The 17,726-nt window shown below is 66.0% G+C and carries 17 protein-coding genes; 3 read left to right on the top strand and 14 right to left on the bottom strand.

Annotated features, from left to right (window positions below):
• Positions 1-99: 99 nt before the first annotated feature.
• Positions 100-1,794, top strand: coding sequence for an AarF/ABC1/UbiB kinase family protein (locus C5B85_RS06705; RefSeq protein WP_258070663.1), 1,695 nt, complete (start codon positions 100-102; stop codon positions 1,792-1,794).
• A 212-nt stretch (positions 1,795-2,006) separates the two neighbouring features.
• Here the strand turns inward: C5B85_RS06705 and C5B85_RS06700 are convergent, their stop codons facing one another.
• Complete coding sequence (locus tag C5B85_RS06700) at positions 2,007-2,624, bottom strand: YdeI/OmpD-associated family protein (RefSeq protein WP_104285252.1); 618 nt, start codon at positions 2,622-2,624, stop codon at positions 2,007-2,009.
• Positions 2,625-2,728: 104 nt separating this feature from the next.
• Here C5B85_RS06700 and C5B85_RS06695 point away from each other — a divergent pair, with 104 nt between their 5' ends.
• The gene (locus C5B85_RS06695; RefSeq protein ID WP_104285251.1) at positions 2,729-4,435 is read left to right on the top strand and encodes an FAD-dependent oxidoreductase; all 1,707 of its coding nucleotides are present in this window, start codon (positions 2,729-2,731) and stop codon (positions 4,433-4,435) included.
• Between the two features lie 106 nt (positions 4,436-4,541).
• Here the strand turns inward: C5B85_RS06695 and nhaA are convergent, their stop codons facing one another.
• The 12 genes from nhaA to rpsF all read right to left on the bottom strand — a co-directional run bounded on the left by nhaA (position 4,542) and on the right by rpsF (position 14,491).
• Positions 4,542-6,383 carry a Na+/H+ antiporter NhaA gene (gene nhaA, locus C5B85_RS06690; RefSeq protein ID WP_219819360.1) on the bottom strand — a complete coding sequence of 614 codons (1,842 nt, stop codon included), beginning with the start codon at positions 6,381-6,383 and terminating at the stop codon, positions 4,542-4,544.
• Positions 6,384-6,513: 130 nt separating this feature from the next.
• Complete coding sequence (locus C5B85_RS06685; RefSeq protein WP_104285249.1) at positions 6,514-7,305, bottom strand: S9 family peptidase; 792 nt, start codon at positions 7,303-7,305, stop codon at positions 6,514-6,516.
• 13 nt (positions 7,306-7,318) lie between these two features.
• Positions 7,319-7,798 carry a cupin domain-containing protein gene (locus C5B85_RS06680; RefSeq protein WP_181064314.1) on the bottom strand — a complete coding sequence of 160 codons (480 nt, stop codon included), beginning with the start codon at positions 7,796-7,798 and terminating at the stop codon, positions 7,319-7,321.
• 197 nt (positions 7,799-7,995) lie between these two features.
• Complete coding sequence (locus C5B85_RS06675) at positions 7,996-8,244, bottom strand: hypothetical protein (RefSeq protein ID WP_104285248.1); 249 nt, start codon at positions 8,242-8,244, stop codon at positions 7,996-7,998.
• A gap of 67 nt (positions 8,245-8,311) precedes the next feature.
• On the bottom strand, positions 8,312-8,497 hold the full coding sequence (locus C5B85_RS18920) for a hypothetical protein (protein ID WP_146077868.1): 186 nt from the start codon (positions 8,495-8,497) through the stop codon (positions 8,312-8,314).
• Between the two features lie 431 nt (positions 8,498-8,928).
• The gene (locus C5B85_RS06670) at positions 8,929-9,168 is read right to left on the bottom strand and encodes a ribbon-helix-helix protein, CopG family (protein ID WP_181064313.1); all 240 of its coding nucleotides are present in this window, start codon (positions 9,166-9,168) and stop codon (positions 8,929-8,931) included.
• A gap of 70 nt (positions 9,169-9,238) precedes the next feature.
• On the bottom strand, positions 9,239-10,624 hold the full coding sequence (gene dnaB, locus C5B85_RS06665; protein WP_068482203.1) for a replicative DNA helicase: 1,386 nt from the start codon (positions 10,622-10,624) through the stop codon (positions 9,239-9,241).
• Between the two features lie 357 nt (positions 10,625-10,981).
• A complete protein-coding gene (gene mptB, locus C5B85_RS06660; protein ID WP_104285246.1) occupies positions 10,982-12,550 on the bottom strand; it encodes a polyprenol phosphomannose-dependent alpha 1,6 mannosyltransferase MptB in 1,569 nt (522 codons plus the stop codon).
• Positions 12,551-12,750: 200 nt separating this feature from the next.
• Complete coding sequence (rplI, locus tag C5B85_RS06655; protein WP_104285245.1) at positions 12,751-13,203, bottom strand: 50S ribosomal protein L9; 453 nt, start codon at positions 13,201-13,203, stop codon at positions 12,751-12,753.
• Between the two features lie 12 nt (positions 13,204-13,215).
• Positions 13,216-13,476 carry a 30S ribosomal protein S18 gene (gene rpsR / locus C5B85_RS06650; protein WP_068482210.1) on the bottom strand — a complete coding sequence of 87 codons (261 nt, stop codon included), beginning with the start codon at positions 13,474-13,476 and terminating at the stop codon, positions 13,216-13,218.
• Between the two features lie 38 nt (positions 13,477-13,514).
• Complete coding sequence (locus C5B85_RS06645) at positions 13,515-14,099, bottom strand: single-stranded DNA-binding protein (RefSeq protein ID WP_104285244.1); 585 nt, start codon at positions 14,097-14,099, stop codon at positions 13,515-13,517.
• A gap of 2 nt (positions 14,100-14,101) precedes the next feature.
• A complete protein-coding gene (rpsF, locus tag C5B85_RS06640) occupies positions 14,102-14,491 on the bottom strand; it encodes a 30S ribosomal protein S6 (protein ID WP_104285243.1) in 390 nt (129 codons plus the stop codon).
• A gap of 227 nt (positions 14,492-14,718) precedes the next feature.
• Between rpsF and C5B85_RS06635 the strand changes: the two genes are divergently transcribed.
• Positions 14,719-16,128: a hypothetical protein gene (locus C5B85_RS06635; protein WP_104285242.1), complete on the top strand. Its 1,410-nt coding sequence runs from the start codon at positions 14,719-14,721 to the stop codon at positions 16,126-16,128.
• A gap of 79 nt (positions 16,129-16,207) precedes the next feature.
• On the opposite strand, the gene C5B85_RS06630 is transcribed toward C5B85_RS06635, so the two are convergent.
• Positions 16,208-17,638, bottom strand: a complete 1,431-nt coding sequence (locus tag C5B85_RS06630) for a CCA tRNA nucleotidyltransferase (RefSeq protein ID WP_104285241.1) — start codon at positions 17,636-17,638, stop codon at positions 16,208-16,210.
• Positions 17,639-17,726: the final 88 nt, after the last annotated feature.

Below are 17,726 nucleotides of genomic sequence, written 5' to 3'. Positions count from 1 at the left end.
ACGACCGCAGCGGCGCAGGCGCAGGCCGTCACCCGAGGCAGCACACCCCAGGAGAACACGACCAAGCTCTCTGCGGATGGGCGCGCCAGGTATCGCAGGATCGTCCGGTTCGCACAGCGCGCGATGGTGCAGATCTGGTGGTTCGAGATCTTCCTGCCGCGCATCCGTCTCGGCAAGCTCTCGGAGCGAGGGCGTACTGCGCGCATGCAGCGGCTCGCCCGGCGCTTCCACGCCCTCGCGGTCGAGCTCGGCGGGCTCATGATCAAGGTCGGCCAGTTCATGTCGTCGCGCCTCGACGTGCTCCCACCCGAGATCACGGCCGAGCTCGAGGGGCTTCAAGACGAGGTCCCCGCTGTGGCCTTCCCCGCGATCCGCGCGCAGGCCGAGTCGGAGCTCGGCATGGCGCTCGAGCAGGCGTACGCGAGCTTCGAGGAAACCCCTATCGCGGCCGCCTCGTTCGGGCAGGCCCACCGAGCGACCCTCACCCCCAACCTCGCTGAGGAGACGGGATACACGACGGTTGTCGTGAAGGTGCAGCGGCCTGGCATCGAAGACCTCGTCGAGACCGACCTGCGCGCGCTTCGCCGCGTCGGGCAGCTCCTCAAGCGCGTCGAGCTCGTGTCGAAGCGCGCCGACGCTCCCGCGCTCGTCGAGGAGTTCGCGGCAACCAGCCTCGAGGAGATCGACTACATCCACGAGGGCTCGAGCGCCGAGCGCTTCGCGTCCGACTTCGAGACCGATCCCCGAGTGGGGGCCGCGCAGGTCGTGTGGGAGCGCACAGCGTCGCGCATCCTGACCCTGTCGGACGTCACCGCGATCAAGATCACGGACGTGGATGCCCTCCGCGCCGCGGGCATCGACCCCGTCGAGGTCGCCAACGAACTCGCACGGGCGACGTTCCAGCAGCTCTTCGTCGCGGGGTTCTTCCACGCGGACCCGCACCCTGGCAACATCTTCGTCACTCCCCTTGCGACGCCAAGACTCCCGGCTCCGTCAGACGGCGAGGGTGAGGCCGCGGCTGACACCCCGACGCCCGTCACGTGGGAGCTGACTTACATCGACTTCGGCATGATGGGTGTCATCTCCGACACCCTGCGCGCGAGCCTGCGCCAGCTCATCTTCGCCATCGTGTCGCGCGACGGGCCAGGCCTGGTCAGGTCGATGCGCAGCGTCGGCGTGCTGCTGCCTGCCGGCGACACGATCGAGCTCGAGCAGGCGATGACCGAGCTCTTCGGACGCTTCGGCGGCATGGGTGTCGCCGAGCTGCAACGAGTCGACCCCGCCGAGCTCGGCGATTTCGCCGACCGTTTCCGGGACACGATCCGGGAGATGCCGTTCCAGCTGCCCGAGAACTTCCTGCTCATCATCCGCGCTGTCTCGCTGGTCTCCGGCGTGACCTCGGCACTCGACAAGGACTTCAACATGTGGGAGGCGGTCGACCCGTTCGCCCGCACCCTCACGCGCGACGAGGGCGGCAACACTATCCAGGCCGTCGCGAAGCAGGCAGTCTCGGCACTCGCGACCGCCGTCACGCTGCCGGGGCGACTCGACGCGCTCACCACGCGACTGGAGGCGGGGCAGCTCAAGGTGCAGACGCCAAGTGTCGACCGGCACATGCGCTCACTTGAGCGGATGCTGCGCGGAGTCGTGTCGGCGATCGTCTTCGCGGCGCTGCTCATCGCAGGTGTCATACTGCTGCCGCAGCTCGCGCCGCTCGGCATCGTTCTCATGAGCGTCTCCGTCGTGCCGTTGCTCCACGCGATTGCCGTCACGTTCGGCCGACGCCGACGCTGACGCAGACTCGCGCGCATCCACAGACTCGCGCATCCACAGGCTCGCGCATCCACCACCTCCCGTTTCGGGATGGGTTACACGCTTCGGGATGGGTTGCAACCCATCTGCAAGCGCGAAACCCATCTCGAAATCACGACTCCGAGGTGGTCACGACTCCGAGGTGGTCACGACTCCGAGGTGGTCACGACTCCGAGAGATGCAGACTGAGAGGCTCAGACGGCGAGCTTGCCGCTCTTCGACAGTTCAGGGTCGGTGCACGACGAGAGATCGAAGCAGCACGGGCGTCGCTTTCCGGCCTCGAGCTTCGACAGGCCGACCTCGATTCGACGCTCCCGGGTCTTCACAACTCGCGTCGAGTTGATCCACCGCACCCACTCCCACCTCGCCATCGGCGTGATGTCGTTCCAGGTCTCGGTGGAGTCCGGTGCTTCCGCGAGCGCCACGGCGAAGTCTGCCGGCACCTTCGGCTCGGGCCACTCGCCGCTCGGCCGCAGCTCGACACTGACAGTGCCACCGTCGGCCGCGTCGGAACCGACCGCAGCAGCGACGTCGAGCCAGTGCCCACGCAGGCCGTCTGGCTCGATGACGGTTTCGAAGGTTCGCGAGGCGTCGCCGTCACGTGCACCCGAGCCAGCACGAGCGCGGATCGAGCCGACAACGGCGACCTGCCCGCGCGAGGGCAGCATCCGGCTCGCGTCATCCGGAAGGCGCACGATGAGCCGTTCCCCGTCGTCCCCCACGATGGGCACGGCGATGACCTGCGCCTCGAACCTGACGGCAGTGGTGTCGGGTGCGGCCTCCTCGCCGAGCGCGCCGCGTGCGTCAGCCATGAGCCTGATCGTCTTCCATGACAGGAAGCGTACGCCCGACCGACGCGTGAACCACCGTTCTTGCACTTCCGACAGAATCGCGCATCCGTCAGTACGCTGATTCCATGACTGACCAGCCCATCATCCTCATCGCCGCTGATGAGCACCTCTCGCAGATCGAAGCAGAATTCCGGGCAAGATACGACCGCGACTACCAGATCGTCACGTCCGGCGACGTCCAGGGTGCCTTGGAGGTCCTCAAAGAGCTCGTCGACTCCCGAGCCCCCATCGCGATGATCGTCGCCGGCGTCTCCCTTGGGGAGACCTCGGGGGCCGCGTTCCTTCGCCGCACGCAGGCCTTCTCGTCGACTGCGAGGCGACTCATCCTGGCAATGCCGGGGGCCACGTACGCCGCGAACCTCGACGACCTCCGCGAGGCCACCATTCGTCGCGACATCGACACCTTCACGGGCATCCCGATGGGCCCGCGCGATGAAGAGTTCCACACGATCGTGACGGAGCTGCTCTCCGAGTGGGGCTGGTCGGTGGCTCGCCCCGCGGTCAGCCTCATCGATGTCGTCGCCGAGCCGCACGACCGCGAAGCCGGCGCCATCAGGGACCTGCTCGAGCGCCTCGGCTTCCCGAACCGCATCCTCACCCCGGACAGCATCGAAGGCGCAGCACTCCTCGCGCAGGCCTCGGCGGACTCCTCGTCCCCAGTGGTCTTGCCGCTCGCGAGAGCTTATGACGGACGACTCTTTCCCGCAGCAACGGCGAGGGGCCTCAACGAGCTGCTTTCGACGCAGTTCGATGCGGTCCCCGAGGGTGAGGTGGCGGATGTCCTGGTCGTCGGCGCCGGCCCCGCCGGCCTCGCCGCGGCCGTCTACGCCGCCTCCGAGGGACTCAGCACGGCCGTGCTGGAACGGGATGCGATTGGCGGGCAAGCAGGGTCAAGCTCGATGATCCGCAACTACCTCGGCTTCCCGCGAGGCATCTCAGGCATGCGCCTCGCGCAGCGATCCCGCATCCAGGCCGGACGCTTCGGCGCGAAGTTCTACACGGGACGCTCAGTCACCGGCCTCGAGCCCTGCACGCTCGACGGCGTGCCCAGTTACCGGGTGCACCTCGGCGACACCGAGCTGCGTGCGCGGACCGTGCTCATCGCGACGGGTGTCGCGTATCGGCGCCTTGGCATCGAATCGGTCGACGAGCACACCGGTGCAGGCGTCTACTACGGAGCCGCCACCTCCATCGCTCGCGAGATGCAGGACAAGAACGTCATCGTCGTCGGCGGAGGCAATTCAGCCGGTCAGGCGGCCGTACACCTCGCGAAGTTCGCGAAGCACGTGACCATCCTCATCCGCCGTGCTTCGCTGAGCGAGTCGATGTCCGAGTACCTGATCCGCGAACTCGACTCGACCCCGAACGTCTCAGTCGCCGGCAACAGTGAGATCGCGGACGGCGGAGGGGAAGCGGCCCTCGAGTGGGTGACCGTTCGCGACCGAACCTCGGGAGATGAGCACCGCTTCGACATCGGCGGGCTCTTCTGCATGCTTGGCGCCCAACCGGACTGCACGTGGCTGCCGGAGGGAATCGCGCTCGACAAGGCCGGCTTTGTGCTCACGGGACGAGACGTTCCCAAGGATGCGTGGACCGACGGCATGCCTCCCGCCGACCTCGAAACCACTCTCCCTGGTGTCTTCGTCGCCGGTGACGTTCGCTCCGGATCGATGAAGCGCGTCGCCTCCGCCAGCGGTGAGGGCGCTTCCTCGCTGCCCCTCATCCACACCCACCTCGCCGCCCTGCGCGCTCGCGAGTTCGGCGCCGAGTAGGCAAGCTGCCCCGCCGACGGCGCATCGACACGGAAAATGCCGCTTCGCCTCGAAACGAAGCGGCATTTCTCGTGTGCCTGCGGGCGGATGCGTGGGCCGGGCAGGGTCAGGAACGCCGGCGGATCGCGAGCTCCTTGCGTTGCGCCTCGATCGTCGCGATGAGGGTGCGCGCGTCGTGCGCACCGCTGTGGCGCGTCTCGCCGATGAAGAACGTGGGCGTGCCGCGCGCACCGCTGTCGAGTGCGCTCTGCATGTCGTCGCGGATGCGCTGCGGCAGCGCCTCGTCGAGCATGTCGACGTCGAAACGGTCGAGGTCGAGGCCGATCTCCTCCGCGTAGCCGCGCAGGTACTGCACGTCGAGGCGCTCCTGGTTGGCGAAGAGCACGTTGTGCATCTCCCAGAACTTGCCCTGGTTTGCGGCCGCCTCCGCCGCGATCGCAGCCTGGAAGGCGTGGGGGTGGTAGTCCTCGAGCGGCAGGTGCCGCACGATGTACCGTGCACCGCCGTCTTTGAAGTGCTCGCCCAGGTCCTGCCACATGCCGGTCGCTCGCGCACAGAACGGGCACTCGAAGTCGAGGTACTCGACGATCGTGACCTGCGCATCCGGATCGCCCAGCATGTGGTCGTTCTCGGGGTCGACCGGGCGCGAGAGCGTCGTCGGCAGGTCGGCGCTCGTCTCGTTCATCTTCACGCGAGCGAAGGTGAAGGTGAGCCAGCCGATGACCCAGGAGAGGACCATGGCGATGAAGACGCCGACGATCGCCTGGCTCGCGACTTGACCCTCGAGGGCAAGCGAGATGATGAGCAGCGACATCGTGAAGCCGATGCCGCTGAGCGCAGCGCCGCCGAAGACGCTGCCCATGCCAACCCCCTGCGGGAGCGTGCCGAGGCCAGCCCGAACGGCGATCCAGCTGCCGAGTGCGATGCCGCCGAACTTCCCGATGACGAGTCCCGCCACAACACCCCAGGTGATGGGCGATGTCAGCGCGTCGCCGAGCATCCCGCCGCGCAGGTCCACGCCCGCATTCGCGAGCGCGAAGATCGGCACGATGAACAGCGCCACGGGGCTGAGCAACACCTCGTGGAGGCGCTCGTTGACGGAAATCGACTTGGCGAGGCCCAGTCGCACGTTGCGGGCTGCGTCTGCGCGGGGCGACTGCGTGAAGTCACGGAACAGGCGCTTTGCTCGCACCACATCGTCGCGTTCGGGGTCGGAGGCAGGAATGAGCAGGCCGGCCGCCATGCCCGCGAGCGACGGATGCACACCAGAGGCGAGGGTCGCCGCCCATAGCACGACGATGAGCACGATGTAGGGCGTGCTGCGCCACTCGTTGGCCCGGGCGAGGAGGAAGAGCAGTACCAGGCAGACAACAGCGATGGCCAGGGGCATCCACTGCACCGACTCGGTGTAGACGATGCCGATGATCGACACCGCGAGGAAGTCGTCGACAACGGTGAGCGTCAGCAGGAACACGCGCAGCTGGCTTGACAGCTTCGGTCCGACGAGCGCGAGCGCTCCGAGCAGGAACGCGGTGTCGGTGCCGATGACGGCACCCCACGCCTCTGGTGCGTCTCGGCCGGCGATGGCCAGGTAGATCAGGGCGGGCAGCACGACGCCGGCGATCCCGGCGACGATCGGGACCAGCGCCTGGCGACGGTCGCGGAGCGAGCCGACCGCGAACTCTTGGCGAACCTCGAGGCCGATGAGGAAGAAGAAGATGACCATGAAGCCGTCGTTCACCCAGTGGTGAAGGCTCATGTCGATGCGGAAGTCGCCGACACCGATGGCCGCGTGCATCTCCCAGAGGTGCACATACGACTCAGACCAGGGCGAGTTCGCCCAGAGGAGTGCGAAGACCGCGACTCCCACGAGCAGGAGCGCGCTCCCCGATTCGGTCCGTAGCCGGTCCGCGACGAGGCGCACCCAGTCCTGTTTCTGCTTCCCCAATGGATCCCCCTCCACCTCGGCGCTGGTCTGTGCTCAGACCCCTCGCACCGGATGGAAAGCATACGTCCCAGCGGAGGCGCTTGGGGGTGTCAGGCAGGCCCTGCTGATCCCTCCCTGGCGTCAGACCGCCTCAGCTGTGGCGAGCGAATGCGGATGCGGAGGCGGATGCGGATGCGGATGCGGATGCGGATGCGTCGAGCCAGGCATGCACGTCTGGCCAGTGCGGCGCATCCGGTGCGATCGCGGCGCGGTGCTCAAGGCTCGCGGGCTCGATGAGTTCGACCTCGGCGCCCGCCTGCCTGGCGGCGGCGACGTAGGCCCGGGTGTGCTCGACCGGGACACGCGCGTCGTCGGCGCCGTGCACAAGCAGTGCTCGCGCCTGCAGAGGCAGGTGCTCGATCGGTGACGCAGACGCATAGAGCTCCGGGGCTTGGGCGGGCGCCACGCGGAAGAATTCCGATACGGCTCCTTCTCCGTTGCCTTCTTCGTAGCCGCGCGCGAGATCGGTGACCGGCGCGAGCGCTATAACCGCGTCGCCTGGCTCTGCGCCGAGCAGCGCGAGTTGCCCGCCAACCGAGTGCCCGACGATCACGAGCCGAGCATCCGACGTCAACTGGAACGCCTCGCTGCGCGCCACCGAGAGACCATGCGAGAGGTCCCCTCGCGTCGCTGACCACCCATCGTCGCCCCGCCGGTACTCGAGATTCGCCACGGCCCAGCCGCGTCGGGTGAACTCTGGCACCAGCGGCAGCATGAGTTCGGCGGTGAACTGCGACCGCCAGTATCCACCGTGGATGAGCACAGTGAGCCCGCGCACGGGCCCGGAAGGTGCCCAGAACGTCAGATTCTGGTCTCCGTCCGAGCCGTATCTCTCGCGCCGCGCCCCCGGGTCGCCCGGCACGCTCCGGACGCTCGCATCCATCACGTGCGCCGCCTCACGCGCCTTCCACGGCACCCTCTGGCAGGAAGTCGACGCCGTTCAGGGCTGAGAGACGCACGACTTCGGCCGGGTCGGTCACGTTGTGAAGCAGGCTGAAGAGGTTCGCCAGCTTGCCGCCTGGGCTTACCCAGAACAGCGACTTCGCTGCCTCGTCCTGCTTGTTGTAGTAGGCGTGCGGGATGCCTTTCGGCATCTGCACAAGGTCGCCCGGGCCGGCCGTGGTCCATTGGCCGTCGAGGTAGAGGGTGTAGACCCCCTCGAACACGTAGATGAACTCGTCCTGGGTGGGGTGCACGTGCGGCGGCACCCCGGTTCCGGCTGGGTCGAGCGAGAGCCATGAGTAGGTCGAGGCGCTCTCTGATTTCGTGATGTAGGTGTGGCCGAGCACATTCCAGACACGGCCGGCAACGGCCTCGTCTGCTCGGACGATACATGCGGGCAGGTCGCCCAGGACGATCTCTTCAGAACTCACCATTGGGTTCCTCCAGTCGGGTCGGTGCGCTCAGTCTGGCAGATGCCGCGCAGCCTCGACGACCGCCTTCGGGCTATTTGCTGGCCCGCTGGCGAATCCCGACGACGCGCGGGGTCGTCAGGAAGGCCCTGCTCATCCCTCCCCGGCGGGGCGCTCTCGAGGAGTCGGCCGCGGACTCGGCGTGACTGCGGAAGTTCGGCTCAGGCGAGGGCGCGTGTCTTCGCGCGGATGCCGACGTAGGCGGCCACCCAGGCGGCTCCGACCACCGCCGCGCTGGCGCTGGCCGCGACCATCATCGGTGCAGAACCAGTCACGACGCCGGCGACGAAGAGCACAATGAGGCTCAGGATTCCGACGCTCATCCCGATCGTGAGGACCCGCATCGCGATGCGCTGCTTGTCCGCGTCGCGCTGAACGGTGGTGCTGGTGTTCGTGCCGTTGGCGTTCATGGTCCCACTCCTCTGTCGCTGTGTTCACGTGGCCCGAGCCTCGGGTCGAGTGCCTCGGTTCATCTGACTACGACGTTACGGATGCGTGGGCGTGCGCCGCTTCCACCGTGAGGGGGAAGTGCGCCGCCGTGCGGAGGAACTCTGCAGACACGGCAGTAGTCGCGAGGATGAGCTGGCCGCCGTGTAAACCTTTGTTGACGAACGGGCCACGAAGAGGGTCGGCGGAGCTCCAGATGAAAGTGGCGTGAATCACCACTGGTGTGCACTCAGGGGTCGATCGGCAAGTGCACGGCACATGAGGCCAAACTTCGAGCCTCTTTCGTTACCGCCGCGTGCCTTGGACAGAGCCGGCGTGCTAGCCACTGAAGTAGCTGCGCGCCGGTCAACCAGGTCGTTGACGCTGCCCCTTTTGGTGTCTCACGAATGCGCTTCGATCAGTTCGGCTAACCCACCAATTTTTCCCAGGCCGGACGTTGAGCGATGGTTTGGCTTGCCATCGAACGCGTGCTCTCCGGATGCCCGGGAACCCGTCTACAGGTGTTGCCCCGTCCGGGAACGCCACTAGCCGATCGACAAGCTGGTCGACCTGGTCGAGGAATCTGAGTTCCAGTTGGTCGTAGATCTCTCGGAAATGTTCACGCGCCTCTAGGAGATCTGCAACTGCGAGTTCAGTAAACCGAAGGGTCACTGCTCTTCTCGCAGGACCGACCGAACCTCGTCCCAGCTTCGAGTGCGGTCCGGATGCTGAGTCTCCTCGTCGAGCGCAGCTTTCAGGAGCAGTTTTTCCTGCTCACCGGGCACATACACCGGTTCACCGAAATGGCTACGCAGAGCCTCCTGGATCACTTCTGAGCGAGTGCGATGCTCGACAATCCGTGCGCGCTCGAGGATCTCGTAGATCTCGTCTGGCAGGCTGATCGCCACCTTGTGAGAACCCATGTTTTCTCCGAACCTCACCGGTATGACCGAATCACACCGAGCATCCACGAGAAAACTACTGGCCCGTGGCGTACCCGGGGGCCATGTCCATGAAGCGCGAGAAGTGCCCTTGGAAGGTGACGGTGATGGTGTCGGTCGGGCCGTTACGGTGCTTCGCGAGGATGAAGTCGGCCTCACCGCCTCGCGGGCTCTCGCGGTCGTACGCACCCTCGCGGTGGAGCAGGATGATCATGTCGGCGTCCTGCTCAAGCGATCCGGACTCACGGAGGTCGCTGGCTGCTGGCCGCTTGTCGGCACGCTGCTCGGGACCACGGTTCAGCTGGGACAGTGCGATGACCGGAACGTCGAGTTCCTTCGCGAGCAGCTTGAGCGCACGCGAGAACTCGGAGACTTCCTGCTGGCGGCTCTCGACGCGCTTGCCGCTTGTCATCAGCTGCAGGTAGTCGATGACGACGAGGTTGAGACCAACCTTCTGCTTGAGCCTGCGGCACTTGGCGCGGATCTCGACGAGCGTCATGTTTGGGCTGTCGTCGATGTAGAGCGGGGCGTCGGAGATGTCGCCCTGCGTGCGCGCGATCTGCGTGAGGTCTTCTTGCGTGAGGCCTCCCGCGCGCATGTGCTGCAGGCGCACACTCGCCTCGGCGGAGATGAGACGCATGGCGATCTCGCTCTTGCCCATTTCCAGGCTGAAGAAGATCGAGGGCTTGCCGTGCGTGATGGATGCGGAGCGCGCGAAGTCGAGGGCCACCGTCGACTTTCCGAGACCCGGGCGGGCTGCCACGATGATGAGCTGGCCGCCGTGGAAGCCGTTCGTGATGCGGTCGAGGTCGCTGAACCCCGTCGGCACACCCGTCATGCCGCCTGACTTGTTCTGCGCGGCGTCGATGTCGTTCTGCGCCTCGAGGATCGCCTCGGCGAGGACTACGTAGTCTTCCTTCTCGACGGCACCCGTGACCCCGTAGATCTCAGCCTGCGCCTGATTGACGAGGTCGACGACCTCACCTTCCGCGAGATAGCCCATCTGCACGATGCGCGTGCCGGCCTCAACGAGGCGTCGCAGCACTGCCCGCTCGGAGACGATGGCCGCGTAGTAGCCGGCGTTGGCTGCGGTCGGAACGATTCCCGCGAGCGTGTGCAGATACTCGGCGCCACCTGCGCGCGAGAGCTCACCCGACTTCGTGAGGTGGTCGGTGACCGTGATGACGTCGGTCGGCTCGCCCGCCGCGTAGAGCGCGTGCACTGCGTCGAAGATGATCTCGTGCTTCGGGACGTAGAAGTCGATGCCGCGCACGCCCTCGACGACATCGGCGACCGCATCCTTCGAGAGCAGCATGCCACCGAGCGCGGACTGCTCTGCGAGCAGGTCGTGTGGAGGAGTGCGTACCCCGTCGTGCGTTTCGCGTTCACCCTGAGGCGGGGAACCGAGGTGCGCGATCGACACGGATGCTCCTGACTTCGCTCGAATGCCGGTGAGAGATTTCCCCACAGTAGCCCCCACCTCCCCCGCCGAGCGAACACGAAGCGGCGTGCCTGTGGATAACCCTGTGTGAAACTGTGGAGACGCGCCGTAGGGGTTGTGGAAACTGTGTGGAGAACGTAACTACCAATTGGTCGGTCTAGTGTTAAAAACTAGTCCTGACCTGGCTTTTACTGCTTCGCAAGCATTGTGTATAAGAGGTGTGAAGCATCCATTGAAGGTTGAATGTGCAGAGCCGCACTGTGCATAACATCCGGCACGGACCCCGCGCAAACCGGGGATATCCGGCGTTTTCCACAGACCAGAGGCGCAACGCCGCGCTCAGTGAGACGTGTCTGCCCGCAGCTGCTGCCTGCGCTCGCGCCTCGCAGCCAGGCGGTCGACCAGCACCTGGCCGAATGGGACCGCGACAAGCAGCGCACGCCCTGAGACGTTTCTCGAGCGCCACCACCACACGAGTACCGACAGTGCGAAGAGGACCGTGATGAGCGCTACGACGAGCCTCGTGTACGGACCCTCAAAGAATGAGTCAGTCGGTTCGGCGAGCGTCACCGTCGTGAAGAAGATCGTCGCAAGCACCGCCAGGTCCTCCTGCCCCTTCCGCCACGGCCCCGCGACGGCCGCGAACGGAAGTATCCACATGACGTACCAGGGGTGGATGGCCGTGGACGCGGCGACGATGACGGCCGTGCACAGCACAAGGCGGAGCACAGGGTCGATGGGTCGCTTGGTGATCACAACCCACGACGCGACGAGGCCAGCTATCGAGAAGGCGATGACCTTGAGGATGATCTCGAACACGAACGGGTCAAGTGAGACGAGCTCTGCGAGGCCGCGGACCGTGCCGACCATGAGGGTGAGCGGCGAGTACCAGTGCTGGATCGCCCCTGGCACGGTGAGAGCCGTCACCCACCCGAAGCCGAGGCCGAGCGCAAGACCGAGCGCCCCGACGAAGCCGATGGCGATCGCCCCGTGCAGTGCCCAGCTCTTCACCCTGTCCCACAGGGGAAGCGTGCTCGGGCGGCCGACAAGCGCCACGATGGGCAGGGCGATGAGCGCGATCGGCTTGATGGCGATCGCAAGGGCGATCAAGACCACTGCAAGGATTCGGCGCCCCTTGAGAGCCGCCAGGAGTCCGAACCCCATGCCCGCGAGCATGAGCCCGTCGTTGTGCCCTGAGGCGATGAACAGGAGGAGCGTGAGGGGGTTCGCCGCGATCATCCACGCGACGAAGGCGCGATTGCGGCCACGGAGTGCGGCGATCTTGAGGAACGCGACCACCATGAGCACGGCCCCAGCGGTCGCGGCCAGCCGGTTCAGGAAGAGGGCGTACTCGGGGATCTCGGAACCGAGCCAGGAGAAGACGGCAGCTAGCGCGATGAAGAGCGGCCCATAGGGCGATTCGGTGCTCGACCAGAACGGGTCTACTCCAAGCGAGTACCAGCCTGCGATCTCGTTGACGCCGTGCTGGTACGGGTCGATGCCAGCCGCCATGAGACGACCGACGGCCACGTACGAGAACATGTCGCGACTGAAGACGGGCACGCAGATCAGCAGGGGAACGGCCCAGATGACGGAGGTTCTGATGACCCGCCGCAACGAGGCGTCGTCATCTCGGATGCTCGGACGGAAGCGCAGCCACGCGATGACGAGGAGAAAGCCCCCGACGATGAGCAGCATCGTGCAGAGGCGCGTCAGGTCGGGCGAACTCCGAAAGAACGCGATGGGAAACCACTCACGCAACCCGAGGCCGTCGCCGATCCAGCCGGCACCGAACGAGCCGACGAGGATGCACAGCGACCCGATGAGACCCAGGAACGTCGGGCTCACCGTCGCCGCAAAGCGGCGCGGCTCGCGCGCGATCGCGGTTCGGTGAGTGTGGTGCGGCATGTTCTTGAATCAATCAGGGGAAGGGTCCGGCCGGATGCTGGACTCCGCTGACCTTATAGCGTTCCGACGCACATCCGCCCGGGAGTGGTGCTTGCACGCCGGAGGGTGTAGCGCGGCGCAGGACCAAAACGACGACGGCCCAGGACATCGAAATGTCCTGAGCCGTCGTCGTGTCACTGCCGCAGGACGGCAGCTGCTGGTTATCGCTGGGCGATGACCTGGAGCTTGACGGTCGCAACGAGGTCGTCACGGAGGCGAACAGTCGCCTCGTGGTTGCCCGTGTACTTGATCGGGTTGGGGAACTCGACCTTGCGCTTGTCGATCTGGCCGAGGCCAGCTGCTTCGACAGCGGTCGCAACGTCGGCGCCGCGAACGGAACCGAAGAGGCGGCCTTCAGCGCCCGACTTGACGTGAAGCTTGACGAGGGCGGCCTCGATCTTGTCCTTGAGCGCCTTCGCCTCTTCGAGGGTTGCGAGTTCGCGTGCGGCACGAGCTGAACGAATCTGCTCGACCTGCTTCTCGCTGCCACGGGACCAGCTGACTGCATAGCCCTTGGGGACGAGGTAGTTGCGGGCGTAGCCGCTCTTGACCTCGATGACGTCACCGGCTGCACCGAGGCCGGAGACCTCGTGCGTAAGAATTACCTTTGCCATGTCGACTACTCCTTAGCGGCCAGAGCCGGCGTAGGGCAGGAGCGCCATTTCACGTGCGTTCTTGACTGCACGCGCGATGAGGCGCTGCTCCTGAACGGAGACGCCGGTGATGCGACGTGCGCGAATCTTTCCGCGCTCCGAGATGAACTTGCGGAGGGTGTTGACATCCTTGTAGTCGATGACTCCGACCCGGATCTGCTTCGCGGGAGCAGCGGGCTTGCCGCCCTTCCCGCGTACACCCTTGCGGCGGTCGCCGCTTGACTTTCCAGCCATTGGGATCTTCTTTCGTTGAGTGTGCTTGCGAGCGCCCTTTAGAAGGGGGGCTCGTCAAAATCGTTCGATGCGCCGGGCGTCGCCCAGCCGGATGCGCCGTTGTCGCGAGGCTGGCCCGCGGGCTGTCCCCACGGCTCGTCCGCAGGAGCGGACTGGCGTCCACCGGCGTTGCCGCCGCTGTTGCCGCCACCGAAGGAGCGCTGCTGGCCTCCACCGAAGCCGCCCTGGCCGCCACCCTGCTGTCCGCCGGCGCCGCCGGAGGACGTACGGGTGAGCTGAGCCGTGGCGTAGCGGAGGCTAGGTCCGATCTCTTCGATCTCGAGCTCGATGGAAGTGCGCTTTTCGCCTTCCTTCGTCTCGTAGGAACGCTGCTTCAGGCGACCCTGCGCGATGACTCGCGAGCCCTTTGCAAGGCTCGAGGCGACATGCTCTGCGAATTCACGCCAGACACTCGCCCGAAGGAAGAGTGCCTCGCCGTCCTTCCACTCGTTCGCCTGACGGTCGAACACGCGGGGGGTGGATGCGATGGTGAAGTTCGCGACTGCGAGCCCGTTCTGCGTGTAACGGAGTTCGGGGTCAGCCGTGAGGTTGCCCACCACGGTGATGATCGTGTCGCCGGCCATGACTAAGCCTCGGTGGTCGCCGCAGGCTTCGCTGCAGCAGCAGCGGCCTTGGCAGCCTTGCGAGCCTCGTCGCGCTTCGCCTCGGAGGCAACGCGAGCGATGGCCTCTTCTGCGCGGAGCACCTTGGTGCGCATGACAGCTTCGGACAGGTTCAGCTGGCGGTCGAGCTCGTTCGCCGTTGCCGAGGTCGACGTGAAGTCAACGACGGCGTAGATGCCTTCGCTCTTCTTGTTGATCTCGTAGGCGAGGCGACGACGGCCCCAGATGTCGGTCTTCTCGATGGTTCCACCGTCGTTACGAATGACGTTGAGGAACTTATCGAGGCTTGGAGCTACGGTGCGCTCGTCGATCTCTGGATCGAGGATCACCATCAACTCATACTGATGCACGATAAACCCACCTCCTTCGGTCTAGAACGGCTGCAGACGATCTGCAGCAGGAGGGTTATTGCGCGTGTCTGGGCAGTTGATCGCACAGACAACCTCGCCAGCATAGTCGCTTCTGCCTCCCAAATGCCAGCCAATTGGAAGAACTCCCCTTCGCGCGAACGAATATGCTCGTTCCAGCACAACCGGCGGCCCCCGTGGTCCGCTGAACCGCACCACTACCTAGGGGAATCATGAGCGATCCAACAGGCGGCGCGGGCGAACGCGACCCGAACGCCCCCGTGCCACAGAACCCAGCACCGCAGAACGGCGACCCTGCAGCACCGCAGGCTCCTCAGGCGTCCTTCGGCGACCAGCCCGCCAGCGGCGAGCAGGGCGGTTATGGCGTCGGCAGCAGCTACGGCTCGAACGGCGACAACTACCAGGCTCCGAGCAACTACACGGCTCCGGGCGGTTCGTACGAGGCTCCAGGTTCCGCATCCGGCTACCAGAGCGGCCAGTCCTCTTACTCTGGCTCCGCCGAGCCCAGCGTGCCAAGCGCCTCGTCGAACTCCGGCTACTCGACTCCGGGTTACGGCTCGTCGAGCGACTCCTCGTACTCGGCACCGAGCGCAGGCTCCTACACGGGAGACACGTCGTACACGGCACCTTCCGCATCCGGTAGCGACTACTCGGCACCCGCGTACGGCAGCACGCCCGACTACTCGGCAGCTGGCGGATACGGCAACAGCAACGAACCTGGTTCGTACGGCTCCGCACCTGCCCCTGACGCGTACGGCGCACCCACGCAGAACGCGTATGGCTCGGCACCCGCCGACCCGAACGCGTACGGCGCGCCTGGACAGAACGCCTACGGTTCGGCGCCTCAGGACCCGAACGCGGCGCCCGGCTACGGTGCCGCGTACGGTGTCGCCGGTGGTGCTGGCGGTGGACAGCAGCAGTACGGCAACTACGCACCGCAGGGCCAGGGCGGTATGAACACGCTCGGGCTCATCGCGCTCATCGCCGGTGTCCTGAGCATCGCGATCTCGTTCATTCCCTTCTTCGGGTACTTCGGCATCGTGCTCGCGCTTGCAGCCATCGGACTCGGCATCGCCGGATTGGTCGTCAAGCGCTTCAACGCGAAGAAGCTCCTCGCGATCATCGGGCTCGTGCTCGGTGGCCTCGGACTCATCGTGGGCCCGTTCATCACGACGGCGACGACGGTCGCAGCCGTCGCGAGCCAGCTTCCTGAGGTCGACGACTACGAGACGCTCCTCGATGAGGAGTACTCGACGCTCGACAACGGCTTCCCGGCCGAAGGCGAGATCGAGGTCGAGCTCACTGTGACCAGCACGTCGACCACGCCGGTCGACATCACGTACAGCTACGACAACGCACTCACGGGCGCCGATCGCCAGCAGGTCGACACCGAGGCGCTTGCAAGCGCAGTGCCGTGGTCGGAGTCGGTGACGATGAAGTACAAGGCTGAGTACGGCTACGACAGCTCGTCCGCATCCGTGTACGCGACGACGAGCGACTACTCGGACACGTCGCAGCTCACGTGCACGCTGACGGTCAACGGCAACGTGGTCGAGGAGGCGACGAGCTCGAGCTACGTCTCCTGCTCGGGCTACAGCCTCGCCGACTACCTGAGCGAGTAACGCCAAGTCCCAGCACACGCGAATGGCCCCGTCTTCGGACGGGGCCATTCGTGTTCAACGGGCGCGCAGGATGCTCGACCTAGGGTCGGTTCGTTTCCCACCATTCGAGGAGTCGCTGCTTCGCGTCGTCGTGATCGAGCGGTCCCTCATCGAGGCGAACCTCGAGCATGTGCTTGTACGCCTTCCCGACGAGGGGCCCTGGCGCGATCTCGAGGATCGCCATGATCTGCTCCCCGTCGAGGCTCGGGCGCACGGAGTCCAGCTCTTCCTTCTCCTGCAGTTCCAGGATGCGCCGCTCGAGGTCGTCGATCGCGAAGAGGAGCCGGTCAGACTTCCGCTGGTTGCGGGTCGTGATGTCCGCGCGGATGAGGATGAGGAGCCGCTGCAGCTCCGGTCCCGCGTCGCGCGCGAAGCGTCGCACCGCGGAGTCCGTCCAGCCGGCGCCCTCGTAGTTGAAGACGCGCATGTGCAGCTCGACGAGTCGCGAGACCGACTTGATGGTGTCGTTGTCGAAGCGCAGCGCGGTGAGGCGTTTGCGTGCGAGCTTCGCACCGACGACGTCGTGGTTGTAGAAGGTGACCTTCTTGTTGTCTCCGAAGCGCCGCGTCTTGGGCTTGCCGATGTCGTGCAGCAGCGCGGCGAGGCGCAGGACGAGGTCGGAGTCGGCACCGGGGTTGCGCTCGCGCTCGAGGCTGATCGCCTGTTCGAGCACCGTGATGGAGTGCTCGTAGACGTCCTTGTGGCGGTGCGCGTCGTCGCGCTCGAGCTGGAGTGCGGGCAGCTCGGGGAGCACGAGCTCTGCGAGGCCCGTCTCGACGAACAGCTCAAGGCCTGCGCGTGGAGTGTCGGTCTTGAGCAGCTTCACGAGCTCGTCGCGCACACGCTCGGCGGAGATGTCGAGGATGCGGCGCCTCAGCTCGACGATGGCGTCGAACGAATCGACGTCGAGCTGGAAGCCCAGCTGCGACGTGAAGCGCACTGCCCTGAGCATGCGCAGCGGGTCGTCGCCGAATGAGACGGCTGCCTCGATTGGCGTGCGGAGCGTCGCGTCGATGAGGTCCTTCGTGCCGTCCGAGGGATCCACGAGTGTCATCCCGGGCAGCTGCAGCGCGAGCGCGTTGACCGTGAAGTCGCGCCGGTGCAGGTCGCCATCGATCGTGTCCCCGAACGCGACGACTGGCTTCCGAGAAGTTCCGTCGTAGCTATCGGCGCGGTACGTCGTTATCTCGACCGTCTCACCCGAGAACCTCGCCCCGATTGTTCCGAACTCGCGGCCGATGTCCCAGTGCGCATCCGCGATGGGGGCGACGATGCGGAGGATCTCGTCCGGTCGCGCGTTCGTCGTGAAGTCGAGGTCGGTGACGTCCCTGCCGAGGAAGGCGTCACGGACGGGACCGCCGACGAGCGCAAGCTCGAAGCCGGCCGATTCGAAGGCGGAGGCGAGCTCTGCGACAGGCGAGGCGGTCGCGAGTCCGCGAAGGCGTTCCATGGCGGACTGCACGTTTTGCATCCGCTCATTCTACGAGGCGAGGCGGATGCTCGCCGAGCCGCCCCGGGCGCGTACAGCTCCCCACCTCCCCGTCCGTACTTACTATGGA

Source organism: Pseudoclavibacter sp. AY1F1 (genome assembly GCF_002931075.1).
GTDB lineage: Bacteria > Actinomycetota > Actinomycetes > Actinomycetales > Microbacteriaceae > Pseudoclavibacter.
Note: the sequence above shows the minus strand (reverse complement) of the source record. Positions and strands in the feature narration are given on the sequence as shown.